The organism is Sorangium sp. So ce1504, assembly GCF_051521635.1.
Lineage (GTDB): Bacteria > Myxococcota_A > Polyangia > Polyangiales > Polyangiaceae > Sorangium > Sorangium cellulosum_B.
Genome location: NZ_CP150365.1, coordinates 6,784,124 through 6,800,794, shown reverse-complemented (window position 1 = coordinate 6,800,794; position 16,671 = coordinate 6,784,124). Strand labels below are relative to the sequence as shown.

The 16,671-nt window shown below is 70.3% G+C and carries 10 protein-coding genes; 2 read left to right on the top strand and 8 right to left on the bottom strand.

Features of this window, described 5'->3' with window-relative positions; translation table 11 throughout:
• Window positions 1-69: 69 nt before the first annotated feature.
• On the bottom strand, window positions 70-1,398 hold the full coding sequence (locus WMF39_RS25390) for a cytochrome P450 (RefSeq protein ID WP_437739062.1): 1,329 nt from the start codon (window positions 1,396-1,398) through the stop codon (window positions 70-72).
• Between the two features lie 164 nt (window positions 1,399-1,562).
• On the bottom strand, window positions 1,563-2,738 hold the full coding sequence (locus tag WMF39_RS25385; protein WP_437739061.1) for a PAS domain S-box protein: 1,176 nt from the start codon (window positions 2,736-2,738) through the stop codon (window positions 1,563-1,565).
• A gap of 525 nt (window positions 2,739-3,263) precedes the next feature.
• Here WMF39_RS25385 and WMF39_RS25380 point away from each other — a divergent pair.
• A complete protein-coding gene (locus tag WMF39_RS25380; protein WP_437739060.1) occupies window positions 3,264-4,490 on the top strand; it encodes a cytochrome P450 in 1,227 nt (408 codons plus the stop codon).
• Window positions 4,491-4,580: 90 nt separating this feature from the next.
• Here the strand turns inward: WMF39_RS25380 and WMF39_RS25375 are convergent, their stop codons facing one another.
• A complete protein-coding gene (locus WMF39_RS25375; protein ID WP_437739059.1) occupies window positions 4,581-5,240 on the bottom strand; it encodes a carbonic anhydrase in 660 nt (219 codons plus the stop codon).
• Window positions 5,241-5,343: 103 nt separating this feature from the next.
• On the bottom strand, window positions 5,344-9,303 hold the full coding sequence (locus WMF39_RS25370) for a M36 family metallopeptidase (protein ID WP_437739058.1): 3,960 nt from the start codon (window positions 9,301-9,303) through the stop codon (window positions 5,344-5,346).
• Window positions 9,304-9,917: 614 nt separating this feature from the next.
• Here WMF39_RS25370 and WMF39_RS25365 point away from each other — a divergent pair.
• Entirely contained in the window at window positions 9,918-10,877 is a 960-nt protein-coding gene (locus WMF39_RS25365) for a diacylglycerol/polyprenol kinase family protein (protein ID WP_437739057.1), read from the top strand.
• A gap of 2 nt (window positions 10,878-10,879) precedes the next feature.
• Here WMF39_RS25365 and WMF39_RS25360 read toward each other — a convergent pair whose 3' ends face one another.
• The 4 genes from WMF39_RS25360 to WMF39_RS25345 form a co-directional block, all read right to left on the bottom strand.
• Window positions 10,880-11,533, bottom strand: a complete 654-nt coding sequence (locus WMF39_RS25360) for an HD domain-containing protein (RefSeq protein WP_437739056.1) — start codon at window positions 11,531-11,533, stop codon at window positions 10,880-10,882.
• Between the two features lie 97 nt (window positions 11,534-11,630).
• Window positions 11,631-12,353, bottom strand: coding sequence for a hypothetical protein (locus WMF39_RS25355; protein ID WP_437739055.1), 723 nt, complete (start codon window positions 12,351-12,353; stop codon window positions 11,631-11,633).
• 22 nt (window positions 12,354-12,375) lie between these two features.
• A complete protein-coding gene (locus WMF39_RS25350; protein ID WP_437739054.1) occupies window positions 12,376-16,302 on the bottom strand; it encodes a hypothetical protein in 3,927 nt (1,308 codons plus the stop codon).
• The gene (locus tag WMF39_RS25345; RefSeq protein WP_437739053.1) at window positions 16,299-16,667 is read right to left on the bottom strand and encodes a hypothetical protein; all 369 of its coding nucleotides are present in this window, start codon (window positions 16,665-16,667) and stop codon (window positions 16,299-16,301) included. Before WMF39_RS25345 ends, WMF39_RS25350 begins: the two co-directional genes overlap by 4 nt.
• Window positions 16,668-16,671 lie beyond the last annotated feature (4 nt).

Sequence of the window (16,671 nt, the reverse complement as noted above, 5' to 3'; positions counted from 1 at the left end):
GAGCGGCGTCGTCCCGTCGGAGATCGCGGTCGATGGCTCGATGCGCTGGGGCGCTCGAGCTTTGCCCGTTCAGCACCGACGAAAGGCGACCCGTGTCGCGGCCGTCGGATGCCCGGTCGGGAAGTACACGTGCTTCGGTGAAGCGCCCTCCAAGTGTGGAACGAGCCCGGCGCGGCGCAACGCCCGGACGAGGATGAACTGAAGCTGGAGCGCCTCGATGCAAGCGACATTGTATCCAAGACAGAAGTGCGGCCCCCCGCCGAACGCGGCCAGCTCCAGCGGACCCGGCGGGCTCGAGCGATCTCTCCAGCGGTTCAGATCGAAGCGATCGGCGTCCGGGAACAGCGATGGATCATAGCCGAATTGCGCGGGGCTGAGGGCCAGCGGCGTATTTCGAGGGACGCGTCTACCGTTCAGCGTGATCGTCTCGGTGACCGTCCGGAAGATGAACCAGACCGGCGTGTACATCCGCAGGACTTCCCGGAAGACGGCGTTGGCGACGGGGAACCGGTCGGCCTCTCTCGCGGACATGGGCACGGACGCGTCCGGCGCGGCCGCGTGTTCGTCGCAGAGCGCGCTCCACACCTCGCTCCGGCGCGACAGGACGATGACGATCCAGGCCAGGATGGAGGCGCTGGTCTCGTGCCCGGCGAGCAAGATCGCGCGAAGGTTGTCGACGATGTCTTGGTCCGACAGGGGGACGCCCTCGTCGTCGCGAGCCTTCGAGAGCATCTCGACGAGGGAACCCGCGGCGCCGCCCCCGCGAGCGAGCGCGAGGAGCTTCCGCAGGCGGTCGTCTATCCAGGCGCGCGCACGATCCGAGCGGTACGCGGGCATGCCTGGCAGACGACCCGGGATCGGGTAAACACCCAGGAACAGCTCGCGATAGGCTCGGCTCCAGGCGTGCACATCCTCTGTCGGGACCCCGCAGATTCGAAAAATGATCTCGAGGGTCAGATCCCGCATGGCGGGATGGACCGCGAAGCTCTCTTGCTGGAGCCAGGCATCGATCTTCGCAGCGAACGCGGAGGCGATGGTGGCGGAGGCCTCCTTGGCGAACCCCTGAGGGGAGAACGAGGGGTTGATGGCCGAGCGCATGTGCCGGTGCGGCGGCCCGTCCTGCGCAGCCATCGAGCGGCCCACGATCCCCTTCAGGTGCTCCGGATGGTCCATGACCACCTCGGGCGCGCGCAGGAGATCGATGGCGTCGGCTCCGACATAGAAGAGCCGGCGTTGCGCGAACCCGAGGTTGACCCAGAAGAGCGGACCCAGCGCGCTCCTGCTGCGCCGCAGCAGGCCGACGGCGTCCCGGTAGAGGACGGGCAGGTGACCGATCACCGGCAGCTCTCCGGCCGCGGTGGGGAAGCTATCTTGGTCGGTTCGACCCAGGGAGAGCATGATGAACCTCGTTCTCGCGTAGGCCGCGCCTGCGGCGCCTGTCTCGTCGTCGTCACGAACTCGAACGCGCGCGCCGCCGGGGGTGCTGGCGGTGCTTCCCGGATCGACGATGCCGGACGCCGGCGCCGCGCGAGCCGCGCGAGCAGAAGGGGAGGGGCCGCGGGTCAGCGGCCCGAGGAGCCGTTCGTCGCCGACGTCGACGCGAGCTGGCGCATCTGGTTGATGCAGAACATGATTCCAGCCCGCAGGTTCGACCGCGTCACCATGCTGTTCAGATCGAGGCCCAGCTCGACGATCGTCTGCGCGACCGATGGCCTGATGCCGCAGATGATCCCGTCCGCGCCGAGGAGCCGGATGGCGTTCACGAGCTTGATCAGGTGATTCGCGACCTGCGTGTCCACCATCTCGACGCCCGTGAGATCCAGGATGGCATACCGCGCGTTGGTGCGGACGATCTCGTCGAGCAAATTCTGCATGACGTCGGCGGTCCTCACGCTGTCGACGACACCGACCATGGGCAGCGCGACCACCCCGTCCCAGACCTGGATGATGGGCGTCGAGAGCTTGCCGATGACCTCCTGCTGCTTCTGGATCTGCAACAGCCGTAGCCGGAGCTCCTCTTCCGCTCTCTTCGCCTCGGAGACATCGAGCGAGAGCCCGATCACGGACTCCACGCTCCCGAGCGGACTCTGGATCGGCACCATCCAGTTCTCCCAGAACGAATTGTTGGCGGGGACGTGGCTCATCGAATGGATGGGAGACCCGCGGAGCGCCCGCCTCACGTTCTCCGTACCTTCGGGGGCGCTGGCATAGACGTCGAAGACGTTCGTCCCGACGAGCTGCCCCCGCTTGAGGCCGAGCCCCGCGAGCCCCCTCCCGTCGTGGCGGGTGATGACCCCCTCCGCGTCGCACGACCAGACGATGACGGGGAGGTTCTCGGAGAGGGCGCGGAGCATGTCCGCGGCCTCTCCCTTCCCGGGCTCGGGGGCGGGGTGATCGTCGGCGCCGGACGTCGCGTGCAGCGAGCCGTAGACCGCCTGGCCGTGCGGCGCTCTGCGCAGCACGCAGGAGAAGGACGCATACACGTTTCCGGCCGTCATCACCCGCCCGCGGAGCTCGACGGCCCCGGTCGCCTCCAGAAGCCCGGACCACTTCGCCCGGGCCGCCTCCCGGTCGTCGTCGTGGAAGAGCTGGAAGAACGCCGTCCCCGGCGTGGCCGCGTGCCCGACCGTGTGGCCGAATGACTCGCTAAAGTGCGACAGCGTGCCGTCGACATTCGCTACGAACAGCGCCTCGGGGGAGTAGAGATAGGCTGCCTCCCACGTGTCGCGTGAACTCATGTAATGCTGTGTCATGACGAACGTTGCCCTCCCCCAAGCCCGATTCAGGCCTCCTACCTGTGCTCACTTCGTTCGTAGGGGCCGTGGATCGTGCATGTATTTGACCAAGAATCGGCGCCAGCAGACTCACCCCTCTCAGGACCCGCGAGCGCGATGACGAGCGCCCGGAGATGTGCAAACGCTTCGATCCCAGCGAGGGTTCCAGCTTGCATTGCGAGATTACAAGCCGCACATCTCCGGCTGAGGCCGGGTAGATCCGGAACTCGCGCTAAGGCCATTCCCGATGTGTGATCGTGATCGGTGTCCAGGATGCTGTTCAATCCGTTCGGCCCGGAACGCCGCGAGGCGAGGGGGTTCGGACGAGATGCGAAGACTGCGCTCCTCATGACGGTGATCGAGCGGACGCCGCCCGGTGTTCCATGGGGTCACACCTATGCTGTCGTGACGCCAGGGGAAAGGACTTGACTTCCACGAACCGCTTGGATGTGCTGTCCGGCAGCGCGGCTGCGCCGCTCTGAGCTTGACATGGAAACCGAGACCGCCCCGCGCCCCTCGCCCGAGCAGATCGACCTCTCCGCGCCTTCGGTGATAGCCGATCCTTACCCCGCGTACCACGGGCTGCGCGGGCGATCTCCGGTGCTCTATGCGCGCGTGCCCGCGGGCGGCGCGGCGGGCCTCGGCGAGCCAATCCGTGCCTACGCGCTCCTGCGCCACGCGGAGGTGCTCGCCGCGCTGCGGGATCCCCAGACGTTCTCGTCGAACGTCACGGACAAGATCCGTGTTCTGCCGCGGATCACGCTGCTGCACGACGATCCGCCCCGGCACACCCACCTCCGCAGGCTCGTCAGCCGTTCGTTCACGCCGCGGCGCATCGCAGAGCTCGAGCCGTGGATTGGCCGCCTCGCCGCCTCGCTGCTCGAAGCGACGGGCGACGGGCCGTCAGACGTCATGGGCGCCTACGCGATGCCCCTGCCGATGATGGTGATCGCCACCCTGCTCGGTATCCCGGCGGAGCGCTATGTGCAATTTCGGAGCTGGTCCGAGTCCGTGATGTCCTACAGCGGTATACCGGCGGAGGAGCGCGCGAGCCGCGGTAAGGCGATGGTCGACTTCTTCGCGGCGGAGCTCGAGGCGCGACGGCGCGCGCCGTCAGGCGATCTCATCTCGGCGCTGGTCGAGGCCGAGATCGACGGCGCGCGCCTCGACACGCCCGAGGCGGTCGGCTTCTGCGTCGGCCTGCTCGTCGCCGGCAACGACACCACGACGAACCTCATCGGCAACATGGCGCACCTCCTGTCCGAGCGGCCCGAGCTCTACCGGCGCGCGCAGCAGGATCGGAGTCTGGTGGAGCCGATCATCGAGGAGACGCTGCGCCATTCGAGCCCGGTGCAGCGCCTCTTGCGCGTCGCCACGCGGCCGGTGGACGTGAGCGGCGTGATGATACCGGCCGGGCACCTGGTCGACGTCGTGTTCGGCGCGGCGAACCGCGATCCCGCCGTCTTCGAGGAGCCGGACGCGTTCCGGCTCGACCGGCCTCCGGTGGAGCACCTGGCGTTCGGGCAGGGGACCCATTTCTGCATCGGCGCGGCGCTGGCGCGGATGGAGGCGCGCATCGCCCTGAACGCGCTCCTCGACTGCTATGAGTCCATCACGCCCGGCGAGGTGCCTCCGCTGCGGCAGACGCGGGCGATGATGCCGCTCGGGTTCGAGTCGCTCCCGCTCGTCCTGCGCCGGAGCCGCGCCAAATCCTGATCTCGGATCGCTAGCGCGGGGGTGCAGATTCGTGGGATACGGGCTCAGCCGCCAGGCAGGCGAGTGAGGCGCACGAAACGCCGCAGCTCGTCACACGCGCGGAAGGAACGTCACCTTGCCGGTCTCGAGGGCGTACTCGGCGCCCACGATCAGCATGCCTTCCTCGGTGCACAGCCGCTCGAGAAGCCGGCTGCCGTGCCGGAGGTGATCGCACGAGTTGCGCACGTTGGCGCGCATCGCCTCGCGCAGGAGAAAGTTCCTGTCGGCGTGGCGGCCGGCGGCGCTCACCACCGTCTCGACGGGAGCTCGGCAGCGCTCGACGATATCGCGGATGTTGTCGGTGAGGGGGCCGCCGTTGTCCTCGTGGAGCAGCTCGCTCAGCGTGGCGTCGATGGCGCCGCAACGCGAGTGGCCCATCACCACGGCAAGGCGGGTCCCGAAGGCGGCGGCGGCGAACTCCACGCTGCCCACGAGCGAGGGCGCCACCACGTTGCCCGCGACCCGGATGACGAACAGGTCCCCGAGCCCCTGGTCGAAGATGAGCTCCGCCGGCGCCCGCGAGTCCGAGCAGCTGAGGATGATGGCGAAGGGCTGCTGCCCGTCCACGAGCGCGGCCCGCGCCCGCTGCCCCATCACGACGTGCTCGCCGCGGATGTTGTCCACGAAGCGCCGGTTGCCCTCGATCAGGCGTTCAAGCGCCTGATCGGCCGGCACGACGGGCAGGGCGGGCGGAGCGTTGCTGAATCCCATGCTGAGCGGCCACCCTGGGGGACCAGGCCGCGGGCGTCAATGGGTGAATATTCCACCTCACATGTTATCCGCGTTATCCATCCGCGGTCCGCGGGCTCACGGCTCACCCAGCCCCACCGCTGCGCCGCCGCCGAACCGCGAGCGCCGCGAGCGCCGCGGCGGCCCCGAGCGCGCTCAGCGGCTCGCGCGGCGCTCCCCCCGGGATCGCGCATCCGCATCCCTCGACCCGCTGCTCCTTCGCCGGATCGACCACGACGCTGACCTGGTCGCTCGCCTCCAGGATCCCGTCGCTGACCGTCACCTCGAACGCCAGGGTCGTCGCCGCGGCGACCTCGGGCGCCACGAAGGTCGCCCGCGCGCCCTCGCCGGTCAGCTCGACCGCGGGCCCCGCCGTCTGCACCCAGGAGAACGTCAGCGCGTCCTCCTCGGGGTCCGAGCTCCCCGAGGCGTCGAGCGTCACGAGCTCGCCGAGCGCGACCGCCTGATCCGCCCCCGCGTCGGCCACGGGCCCGCCCTGGCAGGAGGCGGTGTCCTCGACCACCGTCGCGAACGGCTTGTTCTTCAGGCCCGCGAACCCGATGTCGTCGAGCTCCCAGCCGGCGTCGCCCGCGGCCGCGTCCGTGCCGACGCGGAACCGCACCTGCACCGTCTTCCCGGCGAACGCGGTCCCCAGGTCGATCGCCACGTGGTCGACCTCGGGCCACGAGGGGCTCTGGCCGACGAAGGCCCTCCGCCTGCCCAGCGGATTGCCCGACTCGACGGTGACCCTCCCGCTGTAGCCGGGCTGCGCGCGACTCCCGATGTCCCGCCATGTCGCGCCGCCATCGGCGCTGATCTCGACCACCGCGCCGTCCCAGAACGTCTCGTCGCTCGTCTCGAACTGGTGCCGGTGCGCGAACGTCAGCACGAAGCGCTCGGACTCGCTGACCTCCAGGGCCGGCGACACCAGCGCCGTGTCGGACACGCTCCCGAGGTTGACGCCGCGCCACACGCGGTTCGGCGCGGTCCCCTCGGCGCGCGACCAGACGAGCTCGCTGGAGAGCCCCTCGACGCGCCAGGTCGTGCTCTGCGCCTCCACGTCGTCGACCGCCGAGGACCCCGGCAGCTCGTCGAAGTTCACGCGGCGCACCAGGGCCTGGACCCGCACCGGCGTGCACGCCGCGGCGCTCTTCAGCGTCAGGCTGAGCTCGAGGTCCTCGGCGGGCGCCACGGTCCGGTCGAGCTTCACCGCCACGGTCGCGGTCCCGGTCGCGAACGGCGCGATGTCGCCGAACGACGCGCGCGCGCCGTCCGGGAACGTCACCCCGGCGGAAGGCACCTCGATGGACGCCACCGCCCCGGTCAGGGGCGCCGCGCCGCGATTGACGATCTCGATCGCGATCGTGCCGGACTCCTCCGCGTCGAGCAGCCCGTCGCGGTCGCAGGAGCCGGCGCTGTCGTCGAGCTCCGCCCGGACCAGCGAGATCTCGGGCTGGACGCTGAAGCTCTCCACGACGCCGGAGAAATCGTGCGAGTCGGCGCGCGGGGACACGGCGCACGTGCCGGCGCCGCGCCGGGCGAACGCCTCCGCCAGCGCGAGGAAGTCGCCCTGATCGCTGGCGAGCGCGGCGGCGAGGAGGGCGTCGCGCTGCTCTGTGTACGTCGGGCTCACCGGCGCGAGCTGCATGCCGGCCACCACGTAATCGCTCATCCGCCGCCGGGTCTGCTCGAACGCGCGCGGCGGGGTCAGGCCGCTGCCGTGCCGGATCAGCCCGACGTAGGCCTCGAACAGCATGCTCGCCCAGACCTCTCCCGCGTTGTGCTCCTCGGAGTTGTCGGAGAACGACGAGTTGAGCGGGTGGTCGGGGAGGCGGGCGCCCTCCGAGATGTGCTTGAACGTCAGCCCGTTCCTCGTGAAGTCGACGGAGTAGGGGGCGCGGCGGATGCCGAAGTAGCTGTCGCCGAGCGCCGCGCTCCCGTAGCTCGAGAGCGGGAAGGCGCCGTCGAGGTCGTCGCCGTCGCGCAGCGCCATGTGCAGGGCGATGAAGTCGCCCCACCCCTCGCTCTGCGCGCCGCACATCTTCGTGCCGCACGCGACCTGACGGAGGTGGATGTAATGGCCCCACTCGTGCGCCACGATGCTGTTGTCGATCGTTCCGTCGCGCTCGACGCCGGGCTCGCGGGTCATGGTGACCGTGAGCGGCGCGTCCGAGGCGGCGAGCGCCGCCTTGAGCGCGCTGCCGTCCTCGTGCGAGACGCTCTGGGCGGGGGTCGTCACCTCGGGGGCCTCGCCGGACAGCCGCGGGGCCCCGTCGCTCTCGCGGTTGTTGGCGATGATCACGCCGATGGCGCCCGCCGCCTGCGCGCTCTGCGCCTTCTCGCCGAAGGTGCACCCGCCCCGGTCGACGAGGGCGATCTTGCCGGCCACGTCGCTCGTGATCGGCCCGCATGCGTCGCCGCGGGGCTCGGCGCCGTCCTGGGCGAGGGCGAGCTCGCCGGTCACCTCGTAGCGCTGGGGCCCGAACAGGGCGGTGTTCGACGCGTAGCTGGCGTTCTGCGGCGTGACGCTCAGCGAGCGCTGATCCGGCCCGGACCACAGGTACATCTGCATCCGGGGCGACGCGCCGTCGTACGTCGCGTCCATGTTCGCGTTGTCGCGGCTGCCGCCGGTCGCGTCGTCCTGCGCCTCCGCGAGGAGCGGATCGCCGCCCAGGCCGCCCCGACCGAGGTTGTCGCGCTGGGCGTTGCCCGCGGCTTCGGTGAAGCCGGAGTCGTAATACCAGTCATGGAGCCAGTTCGTGACGTAGAAGATCTGGGTGACGGCCGCCATGGTCTGCTCGGGCGTGGCGAGCGGCTCGGCGAGCGGGTCATAGATATAGTCGAACGAGCCCGGCCCCGAGAGCGCCGCGCGCGTATCGCCGCTGGAGAACCCGTCGGGCGCGTTGTGGTCCGCGTAGGCGTCGACGTTGTTGCCGCGGGTCGAGGTCGCGTCGGCCGGGAGCCACGGATCGGCCCCGCCGTCGAGGTTCGTGTTGAAGCCATCGATGGAGATGAGGCTCGGCGCGACGAACCGAGGGACCTGGCCGTCGGGCCGCCCGGTCGGGTGCGGCGAGAGATCCGCGAGGGGGCCGTCGAGCGGCCTGTGATCGCCCCCTTCCTCCGCCCAGACCCGGTAATCGAACGCGGCGTGGGAGAGGTTCTCCCGGGAGAGCATCTGCCCGTCGCTGGCCCCGAACACCCAGGCGTACGCCGCGGAGCTCGTGCCGCCGGCGTCGCCCGAGACGAGCTCGACGAAGTAGCCGGCGACGAGCCGGTCGGGCAGCGGAAAGAGCACCTTCCTGACCCGCGCCGGCTGCGTGAAGCGCAGGCTCCCGGCGCGCTGGCGCGCGTGATCGGTGTCCGCGATGTCGAAGAGCCGATACCCGCCCTTCGCCTCGCCGAGCTCGCGGAGGTCGGCCGTCTTGATGTCGATGCGGTGCGCGTCGCGCAGGGCGCGGACGACCGCCTGCGCCGGCGAGCCGGAGAACGCCCGGCCGCGGAGCGAGCCGGCCGCCGGCGAGGCGGCGCCGGGCGCCAGGGGGACGGCCGACGCGTGGAGGTTGCCCGCGAGGGCGACGAGCCCGAGGTCGCGCTTCATGAGCACCTTGAGCCCGCTCCGGAAGACCGGGATCCCGTCGACGTCCTGGCCCAGCGTTACGACGATGCCGCCGCGCCCGGTGTCATGGACGTGGCGCACCACGGCCGTATCGAGCGCGGCCTGCGGAAGACCGTAGAGGCGCGCGTACCGCTGCACGTACCACCGGGCCGCGGCCTCGGGCGTCGCGTGGGTCCCGGCCGGCGGCCGGTGGCCCGGGGACGTCGCCCACACGAAGGTCGGCACCCCGCGCTGCGGATCGATCGACGCCACGACGGCGCCCGGCGCGCGCTCGTCGACGTCGATGACGCGCGCGCGGCGCGCCGCGCGGACGGGCGGCGCGGGTGGAGCCTTGAAGTATGCGTCGTAGTTCGGGCGCTCCCGCGCATGGGCGATGGGGCCTGCGAGCAGCGCGAGCGATAGCGCGGTGTACCGAACTGAGACCTTCATGTTCCTCGATTCTCCGACTCCGACGGGACGACGCATGACCGGCCGCGCGCGGGTAGGCCGCGCGCTTCCTCCCCGGGCGCCTCGCGCCCACCCGTCGAATCCGCGGCGCGAGGCAACCTAGCCCCAGCGTGCGCGCAGGGAAAGCGCGACGGCTCTCGCTCTGTCCGGCGTCGTAAGGCGCCTCTCATGCAATTTCGTCCGGGCGCTCCGCAGAGCGCGAGTCACGCGGCGCCGAGACCAGAATGGAATAGAGAAGCAATCCTTGCTGGCGCATTGCATGAATCCATGAATTGCCGTGTCATGCGTCCTCGCGAGGCGAGCCGAGCGGCTCCCTCGGTCGCCGCGGGGTGGGCAGGAGGGTGGTTGTCGCGCCCGCGATCCGCTCCGGGACCTGGACGGCCTCTGGTCGGCTCGCGCGGCGCGTCGTGCAGCGCCGGCTCGTGGGGTGCGGACTCGCGCGGCGCGTCGTGCAGCGCCGGCTCGTGGGGTGCGAGCTCGTGATGTGCGGACTCATGCAGGGCTGGCGCCGCGAGCCAGCTCACGCGCGGGGTGCCAGTATGACGAAGCGCTGACATGGCGCCCGACCCCCGGGGATTATCTTCGCAAAACCCAACGTGATCCACGCCTTGCACGTCGAGACCAAGCTCGTCTCCGAAGAGCTCTGCGTACTGTTGCGTCAGGTCGATCCCGCCGTCTTCGTCTTCCACGACGAACCCGAGGTTCGCGCCCGGGTCGAACGGGTGGCGTCGCGGCTCCGCGAGCTCGTCGTGGCGGCCGAGCGCGACGATGCCGGGGGCAGGCTCGAGCGGCTCCGCGAGCGGCTCCGCGTGCTGCTCGCGGCGGTCGAGCGGGCGACCCCGACCGGGACACCCTCACCCAAGGCGGCGTGGATTGCGTTCCAGCGAGAGGTGCAGCCTGCCTACGAGTCGCTGCTGCTGACGCTGCGCGGCGTGGTCGCCGCGCCGCCGAGCGTCAGGCCGACGAACCATGTGCGCAGCCTGTGGCACGTGGGCTCGGGGCTCTCGGTGCTCGGGCTGATCCAGCTCCTGCCGGAGCGCGGCTGGCTCGTGGCCGCGAGCGGCGCGTTCGTTGTGGCGGTGTGGTCGATGGAGATCGCCCGCCGGGTCAGCGAGCGGGTCAACGAGCGGCTGATGGGGGTCTTCCGGCTCGTGGCGCACCCGCACGAGCGCTACCGGGTGAACTCGTCCACCTGGTACGTGACAGCGCTCTTCTTGCTGGCGCTGTTCGGGACGCGGCTGAGCCAGTCGCTCGCCGTGGTGGTGCTGGCGGTGGCCGACCCGGCGGCGGCGCTCATCGGCCGCCGCTTCGGCCGCACGCGGCTGCGCGACGGCCGCTCGCTGGAGGGCACGCTCGCCTTCTTCGCGGCGGGCGCGCTGAGCGCCCTCGTCGTGATGTGGGCGCTCGGCCCGGCGTCGCTCTCCTCGCGGCTCCTCCTGGCCGCCGTCGCGGGCCTGGCCGGGGCGGCGACCGAGCTGTTCTCCACGCGGATGGACGACAACTTCACGATCCCGGTCGCCGTGGCGGCCGCGGTGACGGTCGCCGGCGCGGGCTGACGTCAGATAACGTCAGGCGCCATCTCGCCGCCGATCTCCAGCGCGAGGCGAGCGAGGTACTGTCTCATGAACTCCGCGCGTCGCGCGCCCTCGCGGCGCCCTGCCGCCGTCGTGAGGCTCTCGGCGGTCTTGAACAGCTTCACGTGGAAGTGGTCGATCGCGTTCACCCGGTCGTCCCACGGCCTCCGCTCGGCGAACGGATCCCCGGGATCGTAGAACCGCACGCCGAGCAGGCCGCCCACGGCGAAGCAGCGGGCGATCCCGATCGCGCCCAGGCCGTCAAGGCGGTCGGCGTCCTGGACCACCCTGGCCTCGAGGGTCGTCGGCTCGATCCCCGCGCTGTAGCTGTGGCTCTCGATGGCGTGGGCGATGTCGGGGAGGAACGCCTCGGGGTACTCCACGCTCCGCAGGAAGCAGAGCGCCTCCTCCGCGGAGAGCCGCGACGCCTGGGAGCGCCTGGGGTCGTTCTTGGGGACGTTGACGAGATCGTGCAGCCACGCCGCGGGGACGACGATCTCGAGCCTTGCCCCTTCGTCCGCCGCGAGCGCCTTGGCCGTGGCGACCACCCTCGCGAAGTGCGCCAGATCATGGGCCGGATCCTTGCCGAGGTCGGTCTCCTCGAGCTTCTTTGCGAAGAGCGCTTCCCAGTCCTTCATCTCCCGCCTCATAGACGCGGACCCCGACCCGCGCAACGGCTCTGCGCGGCGCCCGCACTCTCATGGGCACCTGCCCCTTCGCCTTCAACGGGTCACGTCACCGATAGGGATCGAGCTCCAGCTCCCTTTGCAGGGTGCGCGACACGACCCCCCAGTCGGCCTCGTCGCTCCCGGCGAGGCCGACGGAGAGATAGAACTCCGGCGCTTGCTTGGCGACAAGGATCAACGAGCCTCGCTTCGCCGCGAAGGTGTGGGCATTGGAGAACCAGTACGGCTCGAACCCGAACAGGCCGGCCAGCCAGCGGCAGCGTGCCAGCGTGTCCGGGCGCAGCTCCCGCTCGGTGTACATCGCCTGCAAAGGGAGCCGGGTGGCGAGGCGCGCGTTGAGGACGGGCAGGCAGATCAGCTCCGACAGCGAGCCCGCGACGGGCTCGGTCCGCGAGAGATCGAGCCGCCCCTCGTCGTCGAGGGGCGCGCCGTCGTGGCGCACGACCTCGGGATCGTCGCCGCCGAGCAGGAAGATGTCCTCCTCGTCGTCGCCGATGGGCACGGCGAACGGCTCCACGCCCTCCGGGATGTCCTCGAGCATGTCCGGGCGCCGCTCGATCATCTCGCGCGGGGAGGTGGCGTAGAGGCCGAGCTTCAACGCACCCGTGTCTTCGCCCATGCGCTCGAGGAAGGCGAGGTGCACCGCGCTCGGCGGCCGGCCCATCGCCCGGGTGAGCTCGGCGATCTGATCCAGGGTCGAGCCGCGGAGGGCGCGGCTGAAATCGGGATCGAGCGAGGTGCAGAACTCGATGCAACGGTCGACGAGGTTCATGAACGTTCTCCGTGCCTGCGGGTCAGGCGCCCACCTCGCAGAGGAGCCGCCCCAGGCAGCGGCGGCACTGCTCGCAGGATCCGATCTCGTGCTGGTGCTGGAAGCCCGATGTGCCCAGATCCTTTTTGACGTCGAGCCACACCTCGGCGAGCTCGATGTCCTTGAGGCCGCGGCCGATGGCGTTCCTCAGAAGGACCTGCGCGGCGCACCGGCCGAGCTTTCCCCAGCCATCCGTCATCGCCTCGGTGTTGAACGGCGCCTGGGTCTTCACGTAGGTCGTGGTGGTGCCGTCGAAGTTGCTGACGGTCCGCTGTTTCTTGATGTTGCCGCCGAGGCCGATGGGGCCGGACCAGCCGCCGTCGGCCGTCCAATCCCCGGAGAGCGCGTAGAGCCAGACGTCGCCACCCGTCCCGTCCTTGCCGACAAGGACCCCGAGCATCTTGCCCTTGTTGACCCGCTTCGTCGTACTACCCCTCTTCAGGGGCCGGACGTAGTCGAGCAGCGCGTCCGTGAGGAACCCAACGTAATCCGCGTCCTTGTCGTCCGTGTCGCGGGCGAAGCGGCGCACGGCGTCCGCGAGCGCGCGGGCCTTGGCGAGCGCGCGCGCGCTGCCGGGGACGTGGTGCCAGACATGGCGTGGCGAGGTGCTGGCGCTCTCGCTGGAGGCGCCGGAGCAGACGGGGCAGCGGCCTCCGTGCTGATGTCCTCCGGAGGAGAGAATGCCGATGCCATCACCGCCCGGTGGCGCCGTCCATCGATCCTCCCCGTCCCACTGCGGTGTGGCCTTGTGCTCGCAAATGGCGATCCGGTCGCTCTCCTCGACGTTGTCCTTCCCCTTGCGGTGCCACTTGATCGCCGAGCACCCATGACGGTGGACCTCCACCGCGAGCTTGTCCTTCGCGCCCTTGCTGGCAAGCGTGTATTTCGCGACGACCTCGTCGTCCTCGTGACCTGGGTCGGCTGGAGGACCCGCGTCGCCGGCCTTGGGACGGGCCTTGAGGAGCACCTTGCTCTTCTTCTCGCCGTGATCCCCGTCAGGCTGCACGTCGGCGATCTTCATGTAGCCGCCGCCCTTTGGCTTCCACGTGTGCTCGCCCTCGCCCGCGGGCAGGCCGGCGACGTCGAGCCGCGCGGGTTCGCCCTCGGCCTCGGCGACCACCCAGCCGACCTTCCACACGTCCGGATCGCTGTCCAACCCGAGCAGCACCTTGGCCTTCTTCTCGTCCGCGCCGGCGTCCTCTGCCACAGCCGTCTCGGCGTCGATCTCGGCGGTGAAGCTCTTGATGCGCTCGCGCACGAACACCGCCACGCCCTTGGCCGTCAGGGCGCCGATGGCGAGCGCGTGTGTGTACGTGAGGCCGAGCTCGACCACGCCCGGTTTCTTGGCCTTGACCTTGATCTTCTTCTGCTTGCTCCCCCCATCGAAGCTGGCCTCGATGGGGTTGGAGGAGAAGTCCCACGCGTGACCGGGCTCGCCGAGCGTGTCCACAGTCTCGATCTCGGCGGTCCCGCCGTCCTCTGGGTCCAGCGCGACGACGACCGGCGGCGCCGAGATGTCGGTGAACGCGATCCCCACCTGCCGGGTCATGGTCTGGCCATCGAGCGTGTACGCGACGGACAGAAGAGCCGTCTCGCCCTCTCCGGTCTTCTGCGTGCCGGCGATCTCCACGACGTCGGTCTGCTGGCCACCGACGAGGGAGATCCCATCGACCCCGGTCCAGACGAAGGTGCCTTGGGCCGTCGCCGATCGGGGGACGGCCTTGTACTGCTGCTTGAAGTGCTTGAGCGTCGAGGTCCTGGGCTGCGCTTGCCCGTCGGCGTCCTTGATGTCGAGAGCGACCACGTTGAAGGTGTGCGTGGCAGGGATCTCCTGACCATCGACGCTGTATTTCACGCTGATCGTGGCGCGCCCGTCGCGCTGCGCGGCGGCCCTGACGATCGCGTCCGCGCGATCGGCGTCGAACTCGTAAAGGGACGGGCCTCCCGATTTCGCCCAGGCGTACTCCCCATCTTCCAGCGGCTGGGTGAGCACGGCCCGGAATGCGCGCTGCTGCCCGGTGAGGACATGGACGTTGGCCGGGCTCTCTCCGTCGCCGTCCTTGATGACGAGGTTGACGACGGTGACGTCGTGCCTGGCTCGAGCGGTTCTGCCGCCGAGCTTGAAGGCGACCTCGATCGTCTCGACATCGGCAGCCTCTCGCCCCGCGGTGATTGTTGCCGTCTCTTTGCTCGAGTGGAGGGTGAGCTTGCTCTCCGGGGTCACGCAATTCCACTCGAACGTCCCCCCTTTGACGTCGAGCGTCGGCACCGCCTTGTACTTCCGCTTCGAGCCGGCGAGCACGAAGTCCTTCGCCGCCGCCGCTCCGTCCTCGTGCTTGATGGCGACGCCGACGAAGACGATCTTCCCCGTGGCCGTGAGCGGCTGGATGGCGTTCTCGTGCGCGCAGGTGATTTCGACGTCGACCTCGCCGTGCTGGGTCGCGCGGATCGTGACCTTCTTCTGGTCGTCCGGGTGGACGATGGTGGCGCCGTTGCTCTCGGTCTCCCACGTGAACCGGCTCCCGTCCGGCGCGCCCCGCACCGTGAGAGAGGCCGTCGTGCCTCGCTCCGTGTCGACGGCGGCATGCGTCATCTCGGGGTCCACCCAGATGTCGGTTACGGCCATCTGGATCTGCCTGGTCGTGGTCTGCCCGTCGAGCGTGGCGGCGAGCGTGAGCGACGCCGGCGCCTCCTTGGTGGTCTTCGCCGTCCCCGCGAGCTCGACGCTGGCCTCGCCGCCCGCTCCCACGACGACGAGCGGGCCGCCCGCAGTCCAGGCGTATCCCTCCAGCGCGACCGCCGGCTTCGGGACGGCCTTGCATGTGTGCCTCATGTACCGCAGCACCGAGACCGGCGGCGCGGCGCGACCGTCGCCGCCCTTGATGGCCACGTCCACGATCGTGAAATCGTGGTGGACGGTGGCCATCTGATCCCGGGGCTCGAGATCGAGCATCGCTGTCACCTGGATCTTCGCGAGGCCCGTGTCGCGGGGATCGATCGTCGCCACGTCCGTGCGCACCGTGAGGTGGTCGAGCCCGCACCTCTGCGCCCCTGCCGATTTCCAGTGGAACTTCGTCCCCGGCCCGGCCGGCTCGAAGACGGCAGCGAACCGCCGCGGCGCGTCCACCTCGCCGAGGAGGGCGTGCTTCTTCGCATCACCGTGCTTGTCGTCGTCCTTGATGCGGAGCTGGACGATGGTCACCTTGAGCTTCGTGTCGACGCTGCGGCCGCCGTCCGTGAAGCGCACGCGGAGCTTCATGACGCCGGCGCCGTCCCCCGCGGCCTTGACGGTGGCGGTGTCTCCGGCGCTGCGGATGTCGGCGAGCGCCGCCGGATCGTCTGCAGTCCAAACAAACTGGCCGCCGCCGATCGCCGGCGTCAGCACGGCCTTGTAGGTGCGCTTGTTCTGCGCGAGCACCCAGGGAACCGGATCCGAGCCGTCCTGGGCCTTGATCTCGATCTCGAGCGGGACCACGTCCACGTCGCCGCTGACGGTGCCGGGCGCGTTGACGTAGTAGGTGCCGGTCGCCGCGAGCGAGAACGTCAGCGTGACCTTCCCGACGCCGAGCGGCTCCACGTAGAGGGGCACGTTGCCGTTCCAGTGCCTGGGGTGCACGGCCGCGCCGGACACGAGCTGGTTGCCGCCGGCCAGCGCGTCGTACACCTGCGCGAGGCCTGTGTTCCACGTGAGCGTCGCTTGCCCGTCGAAGCCTGCCGGATCGACCGAGAGGTCGACCTGCGCGCGCGCCGGCGTCGAGCCCCCATCCCAGTAGACGAGCTGGGGGTGCTGGACCTGAATTTGCGGCGTCGCGTGCTGGGTGCAGCGGCGGTATGCCACCTGCGCGAGCCACCAGCCGTTCTCGACCGCCTGCCAGAGTTGATCGCGCGCGCCGCCGATCAGCTGGCTCACGGAGCGCCTCCGTCGAAGCGCCGGGACGCCTCGTTGCAGAGGGCGCTGATCCGCGTGCCCGGGTGCGCGAGCGCGGGATCGCGCAGGATCTCCCCCGCCCACGGGTGGAGCGGATCGACGTCGAAGTCGCGGCCGAGCACGAGCATCAAGGTCACGAACTGGCCGGCGTGCGCCGGCTGCGAGAACCCGATCCGCCGGGCCTTGGCGAGGCCCTCGCGGACGAACCCGAGCAAACCGCTGTCGCCGAGGGCGGCGCAGCGATCGGGGAAGAACCGGCGGAGGTGCTCGGCGACGCCGCGCTCGAACGTGGCCTCCGTCAGGACGTCGACTTGCGCGGCGCGGATCCGGAGCATCGGATAGACCATGGAA

Bases quoted from the DNA above. Each gene is read 5' to 3' on its own strand.
- WMF39_RS25390 (WP_437739062.1), bottom strand. From the start codon at position 1,398: ATGCTCTCCCTGGGTCGAACCGACCAAGATAGCTTCCCCACCGCGGCC.
- WMF39_RS25385 (WP_437739061.1), bottom strand. From the start codon at position 2,738: ATGAGTTCACGCGACACGTGGGAGGCAGCCTATCTCTACTCCCCCGAG.
- WMF39_RS25380 (WP_437739060.1), top strand. From the start codon at position 3,264: ATGGAAACCGAGACCGCCCCGCGCCCCTCGCCCGAGCAGATCGACCTC.
- WMF39_RS25375 (WP_437739059.1), bottom strand. From the start codon at position 5,240: ATGGGATTCAGCAACGCTCCGCCCGCCCTGCCCGTCGTGCCGGCCGAT.
- WMF39_RS25370 (WP_437739058.1), bottom strand. From the start codon at position 9,303: ATGAAGGTCTCAGTTCGGTACACCGCGCTATCGCTCGCGCTGCTCGCA.
- WMF39_RS25360 (WP_437739056.1), bottom strand. From the start codon at position 11,533: ATGAAGGACTGGGAAGCGCTCTTCGCAAAGAAGCTCGAGGAGACCGAC.
- WMF39_RS25355 (WP_437739055.1), bottom strand. From the start codon at position 12,353: ATGAACCTCGTCGACCGTTGCATCGAGTTCTGCACCTCGCTCGATCCC.
- WMF39_RS25345 (WP_437739053.1), bottom strand. From the start codon at position 16,667: ATGGTCTATCCGATGCTCCGGATCCGCGCCGCGCAAGTCGACGTCCTG.